Source organism: Ensifer sesbaniae, from assembly GCF_013283665.1.
GTDB lineage: Bacteria > Pseudomonadota > Alphaproteobacteria > Rhizobiales > Rhizobiaceae > Ensifer > Ensifer sesbaniae.
Genome location: NZ_JABEKU010000001.1, coordinates 2,774,384 through 2,792,451 on the forward strand (window position 1 = coordinate 2,774,384; position 18,068 = coordinate 2,792,451).

The window sequence follows — 18,068 nt, forward strand, 5'->3', positions numbered from 1 at the left end:
CATCGGCCGCATGCAGGTCGAACGATACAGACGAGCGCGCGAGAGCTTGGGTTCGCTCGGGGCTCAGCCGCGAATATGCTGGGTCTGCTGGTAGACGGCCGTCGAGCGCGCACCCGAACGACAATAGCCGAGCATCGGCCGCTGGAACTCGTCGAGTGCATCGACCATGCGCGTCACGGCCTCTGCCGTTACGCCCATCGGGCCGACGGGGATGTGCATGGTCTCGATGCCGAGCTCTTCGGCACGTGCGGCGATGGAATCGAAGGTCGGCTGATCCGGCGCCTCGAAATCCGGGCGGTGGCAGACGATGGACTTGAAGCCGAGCGCCTTGATCTGGTCGAGATCCTCGACGGTGATCTGGCCGGAGACCGAGTATTCGTCGTTGATCTGGCGGATGTCCATGGTCGTCTTCCTCAGGAAATGTGGTGGTCTCTGATGTAGGCGCAGCACTTCTCCGCGTCAATTCAAAAGCCGCGCCTCAAGGGCCCTACTGCATGTCTCCCTAAATCGACCTCGATTTAAGGACAAAGACATGCAGCAAATCAAAGTGGTACAGCGCCGCGCGTCTCATTAGACGCGCGGCGCTGCAGGTCGGAAGCAAGGTCAAAAGACCGAGAAGGCGATCGTGTAGCTGCGTGCCTCACCCGGCTGAAGTGGAATCAGTTCTCCGGCCGCCGCAAGCTCCGGACGCTTGGCTATGCGGTGCGACACGGGCTCGATGCTGATCACGTCCGCTCCGCCGCGCTGGCAGCGCCACATCTGCAGAAACGGCAGCGTATCGGTCCGGAACCGCACCTGGAGATTTCGCCCGCCAAGCCCGGCAACGTCCGCAAGGGTGGCGGCCGACCAGCCATCGGAACCAACGGCCGCCAGCAGGCAGAAATGCGCGCTCTCGCCATTGCCGAAGCGCCAGGCGCTCTCCCCGCCTTCCAGCGAAGCGCTGACGATACGGGCTTGCGGCCCAAGCAGCCGGCCGGCGATATTGACGTGATACATCATCATCGGTGGAAAGGCCGCGGTCCCGACGTTGACGATGCGATCCTCGAGCACGACTTCGTTCCGCCCGGCGTCGATCCGCCACCGCCGCTCGACCCGTGCTTGCCCGCCATCGGCAAGCGCCACCTCGATCATCGCCGTGCACGCCGCTCCGTCAGTTGCCATCTCCGTTCGGCTGACCGCCGTTCCGGCAAGCGACCCATGCAGCGGGTAGCGCGCACCTTCCACACCACCTTCGACCGCTTCCGGATGGCGGATATGTTCCGGGCCGCAGGTAAAGAGAAATCCGGCGAGCGCCCGGTCGATCCTGATATCGCCATCGGAGGGGATCGCAGTGCCTGGCGACAGGTCGACACCATCGACGACGAAGGCGGCGATGTCGAGCGCAGACCGACGGTCGAACAGCACATGATTCTCTCGGCCATCCGCAGGTTCTTCAAGCGTTCTCAGCATATCCTCTTCCTCACATCGGCCGCAGAATCACTGCAATCACCAGGAGATGATAGCTGAGGAGAGACCCATTTCTTTGGTTGAAGCCGAAGTCTGCTCCGCCTAGATAGAATTTAACCGCTTGTTCATAATGAATTCATTTTTTTCACATTAACGTCGAAATCCAAATGTACCGCGCCACATTCACTACAAAGAAAACAGGTTCTCACGTGACGTCAGCGACCCGCATCGGCCTCTCGCTTCTCGCCGCAGCCGGCTTTCTCGCCGTGGATTTGGCGGCCGCTTTCGCGCAGGACTATCGCGGCAGGAACCGTTATGGCGACGACGTCATGCTGGTCACGCCCGACGGCGAGATCCTCGACTACGTGCCGCGCGCCGACGAGGTGCAGACCATGCGCGACAGCCGCGGGCGCACGCTCTTGATCGATGGCTGGGGCAACGTGGTCGCGACCGTGGTGCCCAATCGCCGTCGCCAAAGTGACTATGGCGGCTATCGCCGCGAGGGCGACGTCGACATCTATTCGAACCGGCGCTACCGCGACACCGAGCGCGGCTACGGCTATTCCGAGCCTGGCGAAGTCACCGGCTCCATCCCCGACTACCGCGACGTGGTGCCGCCGTCCACCGACGGCAACGAGCTGCCGAACAGCCTGCCGGGCCTGATCGACGGCACCGAAGAGGCTGCGATCGATCCGAACGACACTGAGACCATGCGCCCGTCGATGCCGCCGGCAATGACGGTCAAGAGCAAGTCGCGCGCCGAGATCACCGCATTGCAGGTCTTCCTCGACCGCGAAGGCTTTTCGCCCGGCGTGATCGACGGCAAGATGGGCTCGAACGTCACCAAGGCGATCGAGGCCTGGCAGCAGTCGACCGGCGAGACGCTCGACCCCAACAATACCGAGGACATTCTCGAGCGGCTGCGCATGAACGGCGGCATGCCGATCACCAGCTATACGATCACCGCGGCCGACGCCGCCGGCCCCTATGTCGCCTCGATCCCGGAGGACTACGCCCACAAGGCGATGCTGCCGCATATGTCCTTCACCTCGACCACGGAAATGCTCGGCGAGAAGTTCCACATGGACGAGGCCTATCTGCGCGAGCTGAACCCCGGCGTCGACTTCACCATCCCGGGCACGATCATCAAGGTGATCAATCCGGGTGCGAACAAGACCGGCAAGGTCGCCCGCATCCTCGCCGACAAGGCGCGCAAGCAGGTGCTCGCCTATGACGACGCCGGCAGGCTGATCGCCGCCTATCCGGCAACGATCGGCTCGTCCGACACGCCATCGCCTTCGGGCACCGTCAATGTCGAGCGCATCGCCCTCAATCCGGGCTACACCTACAACCCGAAGATCAACTTCCAGCAGGGCAACAACGACAAGATCCTCACGCTGCAGCCCGGTCCGAACGGGCCGGTCGGCACCGTCTGGATCGCGCTTTCCAAGCCGACCTACGGCATCCACGGCACGCCGGATCCCTCCAAGATCGGCAAGACCCAGAGCCATGGCTGCGTGCGCCTGACCAACTGGGATGCGACCGAACTCGCCAAGATGGTCAGCCCTGGCGTGACCGTCGAGTTCGTGGATTGACGCCTTTGCCTTCGGCTACTGGATGTTTCCTTCAATCGTAGCCGATCGAAGGACAAACATGCAGCAGTTCAATGTGCTGAAGCGAGCTCTGCGCAAGACGGGCGGCGTTGTAGGCCAAGCGGCGCTGCCGAAAGCGTTTTTTGCTCTCTTTCCCCCAATTGGGTGAGTGACTTCGGCAAAACGCCGTAGAAGATGGGATTGCCTGATGGACCATCCACGACAGGCGCGTTTTTAAAGATATATCGCCGAAGCGAGACGAGGTTTCGGCAAAGACTTTTCAGACGTATACATTTACGAGACCGCAGCTGCCGACGACCCAGCTGCGGTTTTTCTCCATCGCCCTACCGCACAGCGCTCCGATGCCGCCAAGGCCCGGCCTTGCCTCATGACTTCATGAAACATTGTCATGAGAATTTTCCCCGCAATCGGCTATCACCGAGAAACCTCGACCCATAGGCCGACATCCGGCCGCACTTGAAGGATTGCCCGATGGCGACGGAGCGTACCCTGCCCAACCTCTGGCATGCGACGGCACCGGCCGCGCCCGACACGAAGCCGCTTGGACGCGATGTGTCGACCGATGTCGCCATCATCGGCGGCGGCTTTACCGGCCTCTCGGCAGCCCTGCACCTCGCCGAGAAGGGCGTGAAGGCCACGGTCGTCGAAGCAAAGATGATCGGCTTCGGCGGCTCTGGCCGCAATGTCGGCCTGGTCAATGCCGGCATGTGGGTGAAGCCCGACGACCTGATCTCGACCCTCGGTCCGGCGGCCGGCAACCGGCTGCTCGCCGAGCTTGGTGACGGCCCGTCGATGGTTTACGCACTGGTCGAAAAGCACGGAATGGCCTGCGAGGCGGTGCGCAACGGCACGCTGCACATGGCGGTCGGCAGCGAAGGTGTCACGGAAATCAAGGATCGCGAAGCGCAATGGCAGAAGCGCGGCGCCCCGGTCGAGGCGCTTTCGGCCGAGCGGGCGCATGCGCTGACCGGCGCCGAGGGTTTTGCCGGCGCCCTGCTCGATCGCCGCGCCGGCACGATCCAGCCGCTCGCCTACGCCCGTGGGCTCGCCCGCGCTGCCCTTGCCGCCGGTGCCGAGATCTACACCGATACGCCGCTCACCGGCGCCGAATGTCAGGGCGACAGCTGGGTGCTGAAGGCCGGCAATGGCGTCGTGCGCGCCAAGCAAGTGATCCTCGCCACCAACGCCTATGGCGGCCTCTTCGCCGAGACGCCGTGGCAGGCGCATACGCAGGAGCTGACGATCCTGCCCTACTTCCAGTTCGCCACCAACCCGCTGCCCGATTCGGTCGCCAGCCGCATCCTGCCGGAACGCCAGGGCGCATGGGACACCGGCCTCGTCATGACCTCGTTCCGCATGGACCAGCAGAACCGGCTGATCTTCGGCTCGATCGGCCGGCTCGACGCCATCGCCGAAGGCACGCATCGTGCGTTTGCCGCCCGCTCGGTGCGCAAGCTCTTCCCCTATATCGGCGATTTCCGCTTCGAATACTGGTGGGACGGCCGTATCGGCATGACGACCAACAACCTGCCGGCCATGCACACGCTCGCGCCGAACGTCATCTCCGTCAGCGGCTACAATGGCCGCGGCATTGCGCCTGGCACGGTCTTCGGCCGCGCGCTTGCCAACCACGTCACCGGCGAGACCTCGGCGATCCCGCTCGCCGAAACACCGGTAATCCCGGACACCTGGCGCGGCGTAAAGTCGGCCTTCTACCACGCCGGCGCCCAGGCCAAGCATTTCATCGACCGGCGGTTTTGAACGGGTCTTGGAGGGTTGGGCCGGTCAGCCGGTCCAACACCCGACGACAACCTTTCGCCTTAGCCCAGCGAACGAGATGGAGCCAACCGCATGAAGTGCCTTCGCATTTATGCCGCCGCGGATGGCGAGTCACATTTCGATGAAATCGAGTTGCCAACGACTGAGATATCAGTGCATCCGGATGCCGCTCCATTCGAAATTACGGGTAGCTATCCTGCGTCTCGCGTCCGCATAACCCACATTCCGGCTGGCATGCGCGAGGTTGCTTGGCATACGGTGCCTGAGCCCGTGCTGACGGTCAGACTGAATGGCGCAGTAGAGTACGAGACGAGCGACGGAGAAATCCGCCACGTTCAGGCGGGGAACTTCGTGTTGGTTGAGGACACGCATGGCAGAGGCCATCTGTCGCGCCACTCCCCGGAGGCACAAACCGTCATCTGGATTTCGCTACCAAACGGTCTTGAGATACCCTCGGCATAGCCGTCCTGGCAGGCTGCCAGCATTGCGGGCAACACGACGCCCATGATTATGTCTGGCCCGAGGCCCCATCTCTCGAGATGCGATGCGCTTCACGCAGCCGTGCGGCCACCTCATGCGCATTTCAAAAACCACTTGTGATTTGAGATCAGTCGGCTTAACTTGAACCGATTGCATATCGCAATCAGATCCGCGCGAACGTGCCATTCGAGGGAAGGAAGCGGCCATGGCTAAGCTCGTGTTCGGAATGAACCAGTCGCTCGACGGCTATGTCGACCATATGGCGTTTGCGCCAGGTCCCAAGCTCTTCCGCCACTTCATCGAGGAGGCTGGGCGCCAGGCGGGCAGCCTATATGGCCGCCGTATTTATGAGATCATGCGCTACTGGGACGATGAGCATCCCGAATGGGATGCGGACGAACGGGCCTTTGCGGCGGCGTGGCGCAAGCAGCCGAAATGGGTCGTCTCGCGCTCGTTGACGTCTGTCGGCCCCAATGCCCGGCTCGTCGCGGGTGATCTCGAAGGCGCGATCCGCGCGTTGAAGGCCGAGCACGACGGTGAGATCGAAGTTGCTGGCCCGGTCCTGGCGCATAGCCTCACGGAACTCGGCCTGATCGATGAATATCGGATCTACCTGCACCCCGTCGTGCTTGGTCACGGCAACCCCTATTTCGCCGGCCCCCGGCCGCGGCTCCGCCTTGTAGGTCATGATCGGATTGACGAGGATGTGGTGAGGCTCACCTACGTTCCTGCCTAAAGCGGATCGCGATCGTTCAGATTCGCTCCTTGCCCTTTAAGCTTTTGATGTTTCGCGTGTCGCTATTGCAAAACCGCTGCTGCGCACTTTTGCGCGACATGCCTTAACCTCGCGCCCCGTCTAGGGTGACAAACAAAAACGCCCCGGGCCGTCACTGACCCGAGGCGTCGTTCGTCATTGCGGAATGCACCGTCACGCGGCGGCGCGATAACCCGAGCCGGCGCTGACCTGCACCTGCCCCGACGTACGGAACGCCTTGAGCCGCATGGCGATGTGCTCGGCCTCGCCCGTCAGTGCCTGGCTCGCGGCATTGGCCTGTTCGACCATCGCGGCATTCTGCTGGGTGATCTGGTCCATTTGCGCGATGGCGGTGTTGACCTCCTGCAGGCCGGTTGCCTGTTCGGCGGTGCTGGCGCGGATCGCGCCGAAGACGGAGCTGACTTCCACCACCTGCGCCACGATCTGCTGCAGCGACTGGGCCACCTGGTTGACCGAGTTCACGCCGTCGTCCACCTGGCCGCGCGACTTGGCGATCAGGTCCTGGATGTCCTTGGCCGCTTCGGCGCAGCGCTGGGCAAGCGCGCGCACTTCGGAAGCGACCACGGCAAAGCCCCTGCCCGCTTCGCCGGCGCGCGCCGCCTCGATACCGGCGTTCAGCGCCAGGAGATTGGTCTGGAAGGCTATCTCGTCGATGACGTCGACGATCCGGGCGATACTGGCGGAAGACGTCTGGATCTCCTGCATGACCTCGATCGCGTGGCTGACGATCTCGCCGCTCTGCTCGGCATTGGCACGCGCCGCAATGACGGTCGAATTCGCCCGATCGGCGCCTTCGGCGGTCTGCTTGACGGTCCGCGTCACCTGCTCGACCGCAGCCGCGGTCTCTTCAAGGTTTGCCGCCTGGCGCTCCGTGCGCTTGGCAAGATCGTCGGCGGCCGCCGCGATTTCCTTGGCGCTGGTGTGGATCTGGCTGGCACCGGCCTCGATGCCGCCGATGGCGCGCGAGAGCTCGCCGATCGCGTGGTTGAAGTTCTCGCCAAGCTCCTGATAGGCGGCCGGCAGATCGGCACCGATGCGCGCGGTCAGGTCGCCCTCGGCGATCTTCTTCAAGGCGGCGCCGAATGTCTTGCTGATCAGTGCGCGCTCGGCCGCCAGAACTTCCTCCTGGACGGCGCGCTGCTTGGTCACATCGGACGCGTCCATATAGACGGAGATCGACAGGTCCATGTCGAGGAAGACACCCTTGACGAGGCTCGACAGCATGGCGCCCAGTTCGTCGGCCGAGGTAGCCTTGTGCGAGAACAGGCCACGCTTTGGCCAGTACGCCCTGACGATCTCGGTGATCAGGTGTTCGGCGATCAGCGCATAGCCGCCGATATACCAGCGCGGTTCGAGGCCGATGCGGGCGTGCACCTGGCCAATGGTGCGCACCTTGGCGCTGTAGTCTTCGTTGAAATTGGCATCGACGATATTGGCCCAATGGCCGACCTGGGCGCCCTTGGCGCGGTCGATATGCGCGTCGGAGGAAAAGAAACGCTTCGTCTCCGACGTCGCCTTGACCTTGCCGTAGAACTTGTCGAGCGCCGGCTTGAGCTCCTTTTCCAGGATCGGCTTCAGCGCCTTGAGGCGCGTTCTGGCGGCGTCATCGAGCGCCATGAAATTCAGACGACCGGCAATGTCTTGCGTGCCGGCAGCGGCGTGTTCCGTTTTCATGCACGAACTTCCCTGCATGCTCTACTGCATGTTTCCGTCATTCACATTCGAATTAAGGACAAAAGCATGCAGCAGTTCAAAGTGATCAGCGACCTTTGCGCATCCGATAAGACGCGCGGCGCTGTAGCGGATCATGGCGACAGGATCGGCGGCGCGACGCGTCTCAGATCATGGCCGCAGTCATGGCGGCCGATTGCCCGATTGCGATGATCGCTGAGGGCAAGCTGTATCCTCAGTCACTGTTAGGAGCCCAGGGTAAAGGAAGCCTTACAGGAGACAGCTTTTTCGCGAAGACTGAACAACGATTCAACCGGAACTGACAAACGTCAACTCCGGTTGAGCGGGAACAATCCCCAGCGGTTTTGCGTCCGCAACTGCGTCGTTGTTTCAGCGGTTATTTCGCCTTGCCTGGTCAGGCCGCGCGACGCGAGGCCCAGGATGGAACGCGTGCGGCCCAGGAGCGACGGGTCTTGACCGGCATCAGCGCCTGCACTTCCTTCGCGAGCGCAAAAGCGTTCTCGCGCGCCTTGTCGAGATTGCTGACACGGGTCGGATCCATGGACTGCAGCGTGCCGCCGCAATCGAAAATCTCGCGGTAAGCGACGCGCTCGACGATCGGCGTATCGAGCACCGAGACGCCACGCTCGGCGAGCATCGCCTTGATCGTCTGCAGCGCGCGCGTCGTAACCAGCGAGTTGACACGGGTGAGCACGACCGAATGGTTGATGCGGTGGCCGGACCGGTCTTCGATCTGGCGGATCAGTTCGAGGATCTGCGCGGCACCCTTCGCATCCATCGCGCAGCCCTGCACCGGGATCAGCACGTGGTCGGAAACGGCCAGGGCCAGAGCAACGATCTGGTCTTTCGCGCCGGCGAGATCGATGACGATGTAGTCCGCCTCGTCCTTCATCTCGCGGATATGACATTCGAGCGAGCCGGGCGTGATATGCGAGATGACCGTGAGATTGGCGATGTGGCCGGAAACTTCCGCCCAGCTGGTGATCCAGCGCTGCGGATCGGCATCGAGAACCACGACGCGATGTCCCTGCCTCGCTAGTTCCGTCGACAGGATCAACGCTGCCGTCGTCTTGCCCGCGCCGCCCTTTGCATTGGCGAAAGTAATGACCGCCATGATACTCCTCATTCTATGCGTGTTCCGCGCTGAACCGGACGGCCATGGCCGGCGGTTCGCTTCTTAACGAAACCTTTCAGATCATGGTTAACGAATTGGTAACGCGGGAACGCGAAACCTGACAGTCACCCTGCCGGGAGACGCCGGCGCCTGCGATTTCGATGGAAAAAGCCGAGGTCCGGCCCTCACGCCGGCAGCACGACCGGGTCGGCTGTCCGCCCCGAGCGGTAGCACATCGACGAGAACGGGCCATGCCGCACCGCCTCCCCCGCCGGATGGAGAAGCGCCAGCACGTCGTCGGCAAATTCGCGCGCATTCGCCTGGGCCTTCGCCAGATTGCTGACCCTGGTCGCGTCGAGCGAATGGAGCGTATCGCCCTGCTCGAAAACTTCGCGGAACGCCGTGCGCTCCACCAGCGGGGTATCGACGAGCCGGATCCGGCTCTCGGCCAACACCAGCTTGACCTTGCGCATGGCACGGGTCGTCACGATCGGGTTGACGCGCGTCAGCAGCACGGCGTGGTTGATGTTGGCGCGCGCATTGTTCTCGATATTGCGGATCAGTTCGAGCACATGCGTGGCGCCACGCGCGTCCATGATGCAGCCCTGCACCGGGATCAGCGTCAGGTCGGAAAGGCCGATCGCAAGCGCCACGAGCACGTCGGCGGCACCGGAGAGGTCGATGACCACATGGTCGGCCCGACCGCGCAACCGCCTGAGATGATCGCTGAGCGTCGTCGTCGTCACGCCCGAGATGATGGAGAGATTGCCGTCATGGCGCCCATGTCGGAACCAGTCGGTCATGCAGGCGAGTGGATCGCAATCGAGAACCGCGACCCGGTCGCCGCGCCGGGCGTATTCGCAGGCCAGCAGCAAAGCTGCCGTCGTCTTGCCGGCTCCCCCCTTCGCATTCGCGAGGGAAATAATTGCCATCGGTCGACCCTACTCGCCACGACCGCGAAACACGGCGGCCGAATACATACGCACATCCTAATGGAAGCGTTCCAGATGGAGGTAAACGAACGGTAAACGGAGCGCTTCACGGAACCAAATCATGACAGTTCCGTGACGATTAGGTGACAAATCGCCTGCAATGGCAAGTGGTATTTTTGAGCTATCTAAACTACAGCGCCGCGCGTCTAATCAGACGCGCAAAGGTCGCTGTAGGACTTTGATCTGCTGCATGTCTTTGTCCTTAAATCGAGGTCGATTTAAGGAGACATGCAGTAGGAGAAACCGGCGCCTTGGTCCGGAGGCGCCGGGAAGTTTACATCAGATGCACTCGCGGAAGAGCTTCTTTGCGGCGTCGAGCGTCAGCTCGACCGGGTTGCCGCCGGCCGTCGGATCGACGATCGCCATTTCCGACATCTCGTCGATGCGGTCGGTGCCGACGCCGAGAGCCGAGAGCTTGTCCGGAACGCCGAGTTCCTCGCGCAGCTTCAGCACATAGTCGTAGAACCCGTCAAAGCCGCCGGAAATGCCGAGATAGGCAGCAGCGCGGGCGATCTTGTCTTCGATCGCCGGGCGGTTGAAGCGTAAGACCGGCGGCATCACCACCGCGTTGGTCATGCCGTGATGGGTGTTGTAGATCGCGCCGACCGGATGCGACAGCGAGTGGATGGCGCCGAGCCCTTTCTGGAACGCGACCGCCCCCATGGCAGCGGCGCTCATCATGTTGGCGCGCGCCTCGATGTCGGCTCCGTCCTTATAGGCGCGCGGCAGGTATTCCTTGACGAGCCGCATGCCTTCGAGCGCGATACCGGCCGACATCGGATGGTAGAAGGGCGAGGAATAGGCTTCCAGGCAATGGGCAAAGGCATCCATGCCGGTGCCGGCGGTGATCACCTTCGGCATGCCGACCGTCAGTTCCGGGTCGCAGATCGTCACTGCCGGCAGGAACTTCGGATGGAAGATCACCTTCTTCACGTGGCTTGCGGAATTGGTGATGACGCTGGCGCGGCCGACCTCCGAGCCGGTGCCGGCCGTCGTCGGAACAGCGACGATCGGCGCGATGCCTTCGACGCTCGCGCGTGTCCACCAGTCGCCAATATCCTCGAAGTCCCAGACCGGGCGCGTCTGCCCGGCCATGAAGGCCACGCATTTGCCGAGGTCGAGGCCCGAGCCGCCGCCGAAGGCGACGACGCCGTCATGGCCGCCGTCCTTGAACGCCTTCACCCCGGCTTCGAGGTTGACGTCGTTCGGGTTCGGATCGACCTCGGCGAAGATCGCGCGGCCGAGGCCGGCGGCGTCGAGGATGTCGAGCGCGTTCTGGGTGATCGCCATCGGCGCCAGGCCCCGGTCGGTGATCAGCAGCGGCTTCTTCATGCCGACCGCCTTGCAGTGGTCGGCAAGCTCCTTGATCCGGCCGGCACCGAACTTGATGGCGGTCGGGTAGCTCCAGTTGGCGGTGATGGTCATGCCGTGACTTTCTTCAGATGGTAGGATTTCGGGCGGGTGAGATTCTGGAAGCCGATGACCGAGAGCGAGCCGCCGCGGCCGGTCTCCTTGACGCCCGTCCAGCAAAGCGCCGGGTCGAGATAGTCGGCGCGGTTCATGAAGACCGTGCCGGTCTCGATATCGGCGCCGATGCGCGCGGCGCGTTCGGCATCCTTGGTCCAGAGCGAGGCCGTCAGGCCATATTGGGAATCGTTCATCAACTCGATCGCCTGGCTGTCGCTCTTCACCTTCATGATGCCGACGGCGGGCCCGAAGGTCTCCTCGCGCATGAAGGCCATGGAGTGATCGACGTCGACGAGGATCTGCGGCGCGAGATAGGCGCCGCCGTCATCCTCAGGGAAGAGCTTCGGATCGATCAGCGCCTTGGCGCCCTTGTAGACGGCATCGGCGATCTGCTCGCGCACGGTCGCGGCAAAGCGCTTGTTGGCCATCGGCCCGAGCGTCGTTTCCGGATCGAGCGGGTTGCCGAGCTTGTAGTTGGAAACCCAGGCGACCGACTTCTCGACGAAGGCGTCATAGAGCGATTCATGCACATAGATGCGCTCGATGCCGCAGCAGCACTGGCCGGAATTGTAAGTGGCGCCATCCATCAACGTGTCCACGGCAGCGTCGAGGTCCGCGTCCTCCATGACATAGCCCGGATCCTTGCCGCCAAGCTCCAGGCCAAGCCCCGTGAAGGTACCGGCGGCCGCGCGCTCGATCGACCGGCCGCCTTCGACCGAACCGGTGAAGTTGACGAAGTCGAAGCTCTTGGCGGCGATCAGCGCCGCCGTCGTTTCATGGTCGAGGAAGATGTTCTGGAAGACGTCGGCGGGAACGCCGGCTTCGTCGAAAGCACGGACCATGCGCTCGCCGACGAGGATCGTCTGGCTCGCATGCTTGATGATGACGGTATTGCCGGCCATCAGCGCCGGCGCGACCGTGTTGATCGCCGTCATGTAGGGATAGTTCCAGGGCGCGATGACGAAGACGACGCCGTGCGGCTCGCGGGCGATGCGGCGCTCGAAGCGATCACTCTCCTCGATCACCAGCGGCTTCAGTGCATCGGCGGCAATCGCCGCGACATAGTTCGAGCGCTCGTTGAATCCTTTGAACTCGCCGCCGTAGCGCACCGGCCGGCCCATCTGCCAGGCAAGCTCCGGCACCACTTCGTCGACCATCTCGTTCAGCCGGGCGACACCTGCCAGCACCAGGTTGACGCGCTCGTCGAGCGGCCGGCGCGCCCAGGCTTTCTGCGCCTGGCGGGCGCGGGAGACCACCTGCTTTGCCATGTCCAGCGGCATCGCCGGGCGTTCTGCATAGACCTCGCCGTTCACCGGCGAAATACACTTGATCATGCTCATGATCGTTTTCCTGTTTGTTCCATCGGAATTCTCGTTCGGTGCTGCGGCCGCCCCTCATCCGGCCTGCCGGCCACCTTCTCCCCGCAAGCGGGGCGAAGGAAATATGCCGCGCCGTTTCTCCCAACCAAGCCCGATTCGCAGGGCAGGTCCCCTCTCCCCGCAGGCGGGGAGAGGGTTAGGGTGAGGGGCAAATCTCGCGCCCTCCTTACGCTCTTTCGAAGCCGCGCGCGACCTCCCAGTCGGTGACACGGCGGTCGTATTCTTCCTGTTCCCAGCGTGCGGCCCGCGCATAGTGCTCGACGACGTCGTCGCCGAGGGCGGCGCGCAGCATCTTCGATTCCGACAGCGCCACGGTCGCATCCCTCAGCGTGCGCGGGATCTCGCGCACATCCTTGCCGCCATAGGCATCGCCGACGAAGGGCGCTTCCAGTTCCATCTTGTTCTCGATACCGGAAATCCCGGCCGCGATCAAAGCCGCGAAGGCGAGATAGGGATTGAGATCCGAGCCGCCGACGCGGCATTCGATGCGGATCGCCTTGGTGTCCTCGCCGCAGAGGCGATAGCCGGCCGTGCGATTATCCTTGCTCCAGACCGCCTTGGTCGGTGCGAAGGTGCCGGCCATGAAGCGCTTGTAGGAGTTGATGTAGGGCGCCAGGAAATAGGTGATCTCGCTCGCATGGGTGAGCAGGCCGGCCACATAGTGGCGCATCATCTCGGACATGCCGTATTTGCCGCCCTCGTCGTAAAACTTCGACGACTTGCCGTCGAGGCTCCAGAGCGACTGGTGGATATGCGAGGAGGAGCCGGCGGCCGAATAGTTCCATTTCGCGAGGAAGGTGATGGCCTTGCCGCGCGACCAGGCGATTTCCTTGCAGCCATTCTTGATGATCGCATGGCGGTCGGCCATCGTCAGCGCATCGGCATAGCGCACGTTGATCTCTTCCTGGCCGGCGGAGGCTTCGCCCTTGGAATTCTCGACCGGGATGCCAGCGCCCTGAAGACCATTGCGGATCGCCCGCATCACGTCCTCTTCCTTGGTCGTCTGGAAGATGTGGTAGTCCTCGTTGTAGCCGCTGGCGAGCTGCAGGTCGCGGTAGCCGGAATGGCGGGCATCGTCATAGGACTGGTCGAACAGGAAGAACTCGAGCTCGCTCGCCATATAGGCCTTGAGCCCCATCGCCTCGAGGCGCGCGACCTGCTTCTTCAGGATCGCCCGCGGCGAGTGGGCCACTTCCTCATGGGTGTGGTGGTCGAGCACGTCGCAGAGCACGAGTGCGGTGCCTTCGAGCCAGGGGATACGACGCAGCGTCGAAAGGTCCGGCTTCATCGTATAGTCGCCGTAGCCCTTCTCCCAGCTCGTCGCCTTGTAACCGGGAACGGTCTCCATCTCGATGTCGGTCGCCAGCAGGTAGTTGCAGCTATGCGTTTCCTTCCAGGCGCCGTCGACGAAAAACTGCGCGTGGAAGCGCTTGCCCATCAGGCGGCCCTGCATGTCGACCTGGCAGGCGAGGACCGTATCGATGCGGGCGGCAGCGACGTCTTCCTTCAACTCATCAAACGTATAGCTCATCAACTTCCATCCCATGTTTGGTCACGCGGCCGTTCCCTTGAGTGACGATATTGTTGGACCGCATGAACGTGCTCTGTTCGAATAGGTGGAGCGGGATGCGGCAGAACCGCACGCTTTTCCTCATCCCGTTCCAGCCCGCAAAGAAAAGGCGGAAGTCGCGGTCGCGCTCCCGCCCATTGGTTGTTGCTTAGACTTCACCGACTGCCTTTTCGGCAGCGGCGATTTCAGCCTGACGGCGTGCCACTTCGTCGCCGATCGGCGGACCGCGGAAGCGGCGGGTTTCGAAGCCGAACCAGATGATGCCGGTCAGGATCAGGAAGCCGACGGTCACGTAGAGGGCCAGATCGTTCGGCGGCTGCACGCCGATGACGAAGATCAGCACCATCGCGATGATCGACAGCACCGCGAAGAGCTTGAACATGGCCTCGCCCAGGTTCCACGGCCCCATCTTGTCCCACTTCGAGGTTCCCCAGGCGAAGAGGCCGAGCGTGATCGGGATCGCGAAGGAGAAGAAGAGGAAGATGACCGTGCACGAGACGACGATCGTGTAAACCGGGGTCTCACCGATCTTCATGAAATCGAGCGAGGTGAACCAGACGAACAGAACCGAGAGGATCGAAGACGTCCAGATGGCCGCGACCGGCGTGCGGTGGGTCGGGCTGACCCTGGCGAGCGCCTTGGAGGCCGGCAGGCCGCCGTCACGCGAGAAAGCGAAGATCATGCGGGACGCCGAGGTTACCGTCGCCAGGCCGCACAGCCACTGGCTGACGAGGATGGCGAGATAGAGGATGTCCTTGATGACAGGGTTCACCTGGCTGTCCATGGCCCAGAAGAAGACGTTCCAGCCCTGCTTGGCGGCTTCGTCCATGTTCGGGATCATCAGCACGAAGGCGCAGAGCATGATGTAGCCGAAAAGCGCCGACCAGAGCACCGACGAGACCATGCCGCGCGGCACGGAATGGGCGGCCTTCACCGTTTCTTCCGAGGTATGCGCCGAAGCGTCGTAGCCGGTGATCGTGTAGATCGGCATGAGCAGGCCGAGCAGGAAGACCCAGGTGCCCGACGTCTGCGGCCAGACGTTGCCGCCCGCTTCACCGGAATAGTTGGAAAAGGTGAAGAGCCTTGCAACGTCATAGCTGTCGGCAGCGGCGAGGCAGACGACGGCAAGCAGGATCGCCGTTGCGAAGATCAGGTAGCCGGAGAAGTCCGTGAGCTTGGCGGTGAGCCCGATGCCCATGTGATTCACGAGCGCCTGGACGCCGGTGATAGCAGCCAGGAAGACGACACGCGTGGTGATCGTGTCCTCCAGCCCGAAATAGGGTGCGCCGAAGGAACCCATGAAGAAGTAGTAGGTGCCGACGTTGATCGCGCCGAGAACGGTGACGAGGCCGAGCAGGTTGAACCAGGCCGTCAGCCAGCCGGTGAAGCGGTTGCCGAGGATCGAGCCCCAGTGATAGAGACCGCCGGCTGTCGGATAGGCCGAGCTGATCTGCGCCATGGCGACGGCGAAGACCAGGGAAATGAAGCAGCCGAGCGGCCAGCCGATGCCGATCGCGGCGCCCCCTGCGCCGGCCGTCGCCTGGGCCAGCGAGTTGATGCCGCCCGAAAGAATGCAGATGATCGAGAACGACACCGCGAAGTTCGAGAACTGGCTCATGCGCCGCTCGAGCTCCTGGGCATAGCCCATCGAGTGCAAGACGCTCAGGTCCTGCTTTTTGTCGAATTCACTGTAGTCTGACATTGCTCTTCCCCTGATTTCTTCAGACCAGGCCGCCCCATTGCGGCTGGGTCCCATCAACCACCTGGTCCGGAGAGCCGGAACAGGACCGCGGCCATGCCGCTCCCCAGGGTCTTTTATTGTGCTGAAAGTGCCGCTGCGCCTTTGCGGAGCAATCCTTCCAGGTAATCGGCCATGACCCTTTGGCCGATTTCGTTGCGAATGAGATCGTTGCGGATCTCGATCATCACATTCGGCAGTCCGTTGTGGACGCCGTATTCGATCAGGCTATGGGTGACGCCGTCGGCGGGCCCGTAGGGCTCGTTGCGACGAATGTCGTAGGAAACCTGGCCCTTCGTTGCGAGCCCCAGCATGTGGTCGGCGAGGCGCCTGTCGGCATCGTGCAGGATGCCGACCTCGACCGCCCGCGGCCTGCCGAAATAGACGGGCGTGAAGCTGTGCATGGTCACGAGGACGGGCGGCCTGCCGGCCGCCTTGCGTTCGGAAACGAACCGCGCGACGGCGTCATGGAACGGCCGGTAGATCTCGTCCACGCGCGCCTGGCGCTCCTCGGCCGACATCGTGCGGTTTCCCGGGACCTCGTAAATTTCGCTCATAACCGGCATCGCCGCCTCGGCCTCGGGCGGGCGGTTGCAATCATAGGCAAGCCGTGAAAAGCGTTGATAGATCAGCGCCGCATCAAGCTTGGCGGCGAGAAACTTGGCAACGGCGAGCGCGCCGGGGTCCCAGGCGATGTGGCTTTCGAGCGCCTGCTCGGTGAGGCCCAGCGTTCCCAGGCGCTCCGGTAGACGGCGTGAGGCGTGCTCGCAGACGAGCACGACATCACCCTTCCCGGCGGCGTTTTCGATCGCAACCGGATCGCCATCTGCTTCGGTCAAAAGTCGCGTCAACACCGGCATCCCCTATTGCCCCGTTAGACGTTCGTTAATGAAAAGAATTCTTCAGAGTCTGACGAGTGTCAATCGAAATCTGAAACGATCTCTTCAAAATTGCGATTGACTCCAATTGTGACAGCGATGTTTAATCTGTCATAAACCGGCTCTAGATCGGTTCAGGGGAGACAATTTGACCAGCAAGGCTGCATCCACGACGGTGTCGGATGTGATCACTGCCCACTTCACTGCGCTGACCCGCGCGGAGAAGCAGTTGGCGGAGACGCTTCTCGACAATTATCCCGTCTCGGGGCTCGGTTCGATCACCACGGTCGCCGAGAACGCCGGTGTTTCGACCCCCACCGTCGCACGCATGGTGCAAAAGCTCGGCTTCCGCGGCTTTCCGGATTTCCAGGCGAGGCTGCACCAGGAACTGGAAGCGACGATTTCCAACCCGATCGCCAAGCATGACCGCTGGGCCGCCAATGCACCCGGCACCCATACGCTCAATCGCTTCGCCGATGCGATCACCAGCAACCTGCGCGAGACGCTGACACAGATCGAGCCGCAGGATTTCGACGAGGCCGCCGCCCTGATCGCCGACCGCAAGCGCAGCATCTATCTGCTCGGCGGACGCATCACCCACGCCCTTGCCGATTATCTCTTCACCCACCTTCAGGTCATCCGGCCGGGCGTCACCGAAATCGCCTCCAATGCCAGCGCCTGGCCGCACTACGTGCTCGACATGCGCCACGGCGACGTGCTGATTCTCTTCGACATTCGCCGCTACGAGCAGGAGATGGCGACGCTCGCCAAATCCGCCCGCGAGCGTGGCGTCGAGATCGTCCTGTTCACCGATCGCTGGACCTCGCCGGTCGCCAAGTCCGCCTCCCGCGTGTTCCGCTCGCAGATCGAAGTGCCCTCGGCCTGGGACAGCTCGGTGGTGATCCTGTTCCTGATCGAAGCGCTGATCGAGGCCGTGCAGAGTTCGAACTGGGAGGAAACCCGAGATCGGATGAAGACGCTCGAGGGCCTGTTCGATTCCACCCGCATCTTTCGCAAACCTGTCTAGGAGAGCTCGCCGACCCGTTCACGGAATTTCATACAGTTGTGCGACAGTGGCCCGCCGGATCAAAAAAAACAAATGTTCTTCCAACGACATAGGCGGCGCGAACGGAAAAATCGCTGTC

15 protein-coding genes are annotated in these 18,068 nt (G+C 62.7%); 5 read left to right on the forward strand and 10 right to left on the reverse strand.

Annotated elements, in window-relative coordinates:
* Nucleotides 1–63: 63 nt before the first annotated feature.
* Together BHMPCIPO_RS13510 and BHMPCIPO_RS13515 are read right to left on the reverse strand one after the other, a co-directional pair.
* Nucleotides 64–402: a protein tyrosine phosphatase family protein gene (locus BHMPCIPO_RS13510; protein ID WP_173517222.1), complete on the reverse strand. Its 339-nt coding sequence runs from the start codon at nt 400–402 to the stop codon at nt 64–66.
* Nucleotides 403–603: 201 nt separating this feature from the next.
* Entirely contained in the window at nt 604–1,446 is an 843-nt protein-coding gene (locus tag BHMPCIPO_RS13515; RefSeq protein WP_376741658.1) for a DUF4432 family protein, read from the reverse strand.
* A gap of 167 nt (nt 1,447–1,613) precedes the next feature.
* On the opposite strand from BHMPCIPO_RS13515, the gene BHMPCIPO_RS13520 reads away from it, so the two are divergent.
* The 4 genes from BHMPCIPO_RS13520 (at nt 1,614) to BHMPCIPO_RS13530 (ending at nt 6,054) form a co-directional block, all read left to right on the forward strand.
* Nucleotides 1,614–3,041 (forward strand): L,D-transpeptidase family protein, encoded by a 1,428-nt coding sequence (locus BHMPCIPO_RS13520; RefSeq protein ID WP_173517224.1) that lies wholly within the window; start codon nt 1,614–1,616, stop codon nt 3,039–3,041.
* Nucleotides 3,042–3,530: 489 nt separating this feature from the next.
* On the forward strand, nt 3,531–4,820 hold the full coding sequence (locus BHMPCIPO_RS13525) for an NAD(P)/FAD-dependent oxidoreductase (protein ID WP_173517225.1): 1,290 nt from the start codon (nt 3,531–3,533) through the stop codon (nt 4,818–4,820).
* 90 nt (nt 4,821–4,910) lie between these two features.
* Nucleotides 4,911–5,300, forward strand: a complete 390-nt coding sequence (locus BHMPCIPO_RS33660) for a cupin domain-containing protein (protein ID WP_312033030.1) — start codon at nt 4,911–4,913, stop codon at nt 5,298–5,300.
* Between the two features lie 223 nt (nt 5,301–5,523).
* Complete coding sequence (locus tag BHMPCIPO_RS13530) at nt 5,524–6,054, forward strand: dihydrofolate reductase family protein (protein ID WP_173517226.1); 531 nt, start codon at nt 5,524–5,526, stop codon at nt 6,052–6,054.
* Between the two features lie 192 nt (nt 6,055–6,246).
* Here BHMPCIPO_RS13530 and BHMPCIPO_RS13535 read toward each other — a convergent pair whose 3' ends face one another.
* The 8 genes from BHMPCIPO_RS13535 to BHMPCIPO_RS13570 all read right to left on the reverse strand — a co-directional run bounded on the left by BHMPCIPO_RS13535 (nt 6,247) and on the right by BHMPCIPO_RS13570 (nt 16,896).
* The gene (locus BHMPCIPO_RS13535) at nt 6,247–7,767 is read right to left on the reverse strand and encodes a globin-coupled sensor protein (RefSeq protein WP_173517227.1); all 1,521 of its coding nucleotides are present in this window, start codon (nt 7,765–7,767) and stop codon (nt 6,247–6,249) included.
* A 412-nt stretch (nt 7,768–8,179) separates the two neighbouring features.
* A complete protein-coding gene (locus tag BHMPCIPO_RS13540) occupies nt 8,180–8,899 on the reverse strand; it encodes a ParA family protein (RefSeq protein WP_173517228.1) in 720 nt (239 codons plus the stop codon).
* Nucleotides 8,900–9,084: 185 nt separating this feature from the next.
* Nucleotides 9,085–9,831, reverse strand: a complete 747-nt coding sequence (locus BHMPCIPO_RS13545; RefSeq protein WP_173517229.1) for an AAA family ATPase — start codon at nt 9,829–9,831, stop codon at nt 9,085–9,087.
* A gap of 339 nt (nt 9,832–10,170) precedes the next feature.
* Nucleotides 10,171–11,316, reverse strand: a complete 1,146-nt coding sequence (locus tag BHMPCIPO_RS13550; protein WP_173517230.1) for an iron-containing alcohol dehydrogenase — start codon at nt 11,314–11,316, stop codon at nt 10,171–10,173.
* Nucleotides 11,313–12,698 carry an aldehyde dehydrogenase family protein gene (locus BHMPCIPO_RS13555; RefSeq protein ID WP_173517231.1) on the reverse strand — a complete coding sequence of 462 codons (1,386 nt, stop codon included), beginning with the start codon at nt 12,696–12,698 and terminating at the stop codon, nt 11,313–11,315. Before BHMPCIPO_RS13555 ends, BHMPCIPO_RS13550 begins: the two co-directional genes overlap by 4 nt.
* 205 nt (nt 12,699–12,903) lie before the next feature.
* Entirely contained in the window at nt 12,904–14,268 is a 1,365-nt protein-coding gene (locus tag BHMPCIPO_RS13560) for a glutamine synthetase family protein (RefSeq protein ID WP_173517232.1), read from the reverse strand.
* Nucleotides 14,269–14,455: 187 nt separating this feature from the next.
* Entirely contained in the window at nt 14,456–16,009 is a 1,554-nt protein-coding gene (locus BHMPCIPO_RS13565; protein WP_173517233.1) for an amino acid permease, read from the reverse strand.
* Nucleotides 16,010–16,122: 113 nt separating this feature from the next.
* Nucleotides 16,123–16,896 carry an N-formylglutamate amidohydrolase gene (locus BHMPCIPO_RS13570; RefSeq protein WP_173518168.1) on the reverse strand — a complete coding sequence of 258 codons (774 nt, stop codon included), beginning with the start codon at nt 16,894–16,896 and terminating at the stop codon, nt 16,123–16,125.
* Between the two features lie 175 nt (nt 16,897–17,071).
* Here BHMPCIPO_RS13570 and BHMPCIPO_RS13575 point away from each other — a divergent pair, with 175 nt between their 5' ends.
* Nucleotides 17,072–17,950: a MurR/RpiR family transcriptional regulator gene (locus tag BHMPCIPO_RS13575; protein ID WP_173517234.1), complete on the forward strand. Its 879-nt coding sequence runs from the start codon at nt 17,072–17,074 to the stop codon at nt 17,948–17,950.
* Nucleotides 17,951–18,068: the final 118 nt, after the last annotated feature.

What these genes read in the sequence shown, in the direction of transcription:
- BHMPCIPO_RS13510 (WP_173517222.1), bottom strand. Translation starts at nt 402, where the DNA reads ATGGACATCCGCCAGATCAACGACGAATACTCGGTCTCCGGCCAGATC.
- BHMPCIPO_RS13520 (WP_173517224.1), top strand. Translation starts at nt 1,614, where the DNA reads ATGTACCGCGCCACATTCACTACAAAGAAAACAGGTTCTCACGTGACG.
- BHMPCIPO_RS13525 (WP_173517225.1), top strand. Translation starts at nt 3,531, where the DNA reads ATGGCGACGGAGCGTACCCTGCCCAACCTCTGGCATGCGACGGCACCG.
- BHMPCIPO_RS33660 (WP_312033030.1), top strand. Translation starts at nt 4,911, where the DNA reads ATGAAGTGCCTTCGCATTTATGCCGCCGCGGATGGCGAGTCACATTTC.
- BHMPCIPO_RS13530 (WP_173517226.1), top strand. Translation starts at nt 5,524, where the DNA reads ATGGCTAAGCTCGTGTTCGGAATGAACCAGTCGCTCGACGGCTATGTC.
- BHMPCIPO_RS13535 (WP_173517227.1), bottom strand. Translation starts at nt 7,767, where the DNA reads ATGAAAACGGAACACGCCGCTGCCGGCACGCAAGACATTGCCGGTCGT.
- BHMPCIPO_RS13540 (WP_173517228.1), bottom strand. Translation starts at nt 8,899, where the DNA reads ATGGCGGTCATTACTTTCGCCAATGCAAAGGGCGGCGCGGGCAAGACG.
- BHMPCIPO_RS13545 (WP_173517229.1), bottom strand. Translation starts at nt 9,831, where the DNA reads ATGGCAATTATTTCCCTCGCGAATGCGAAGGGGGGAGCCGGCAAGACG.
- BHMPCIPO_RS13550 (WP_173517230.1), bottom strand. Translation starts at nt 11,316, where the DNA reads ATGACCATCACCGCCAACTGGAGCTACCCGACCGCCATCAAGTTCGGT.
- BHMPCIPO_RS13555 (WP_173517231.1), bottom strand. Translation starts at nt 12,698, where the DNA reads ATGAGCATGATCAAGTGTATTTCGCCGGTGAACGGCGAGGTCTATGCA.
- BHMPCIPO_RS13560 (WP_173517232.1), bottom strand. Translation starts at nt 14,268, where the DNA reads ATGAGCTATACGTTTGATGAGTTGAAGGAAGACGTCGCTGCCGCCCGC.
- BHMPCIPO_RS13565 (WP_173517233.1), bottom strand. Translation starts at nt 16,009, where the DNA reads ATGTCAGACTACAGTGAATTCGACAAAAAGCAGGACCTGAGCGTCTTG.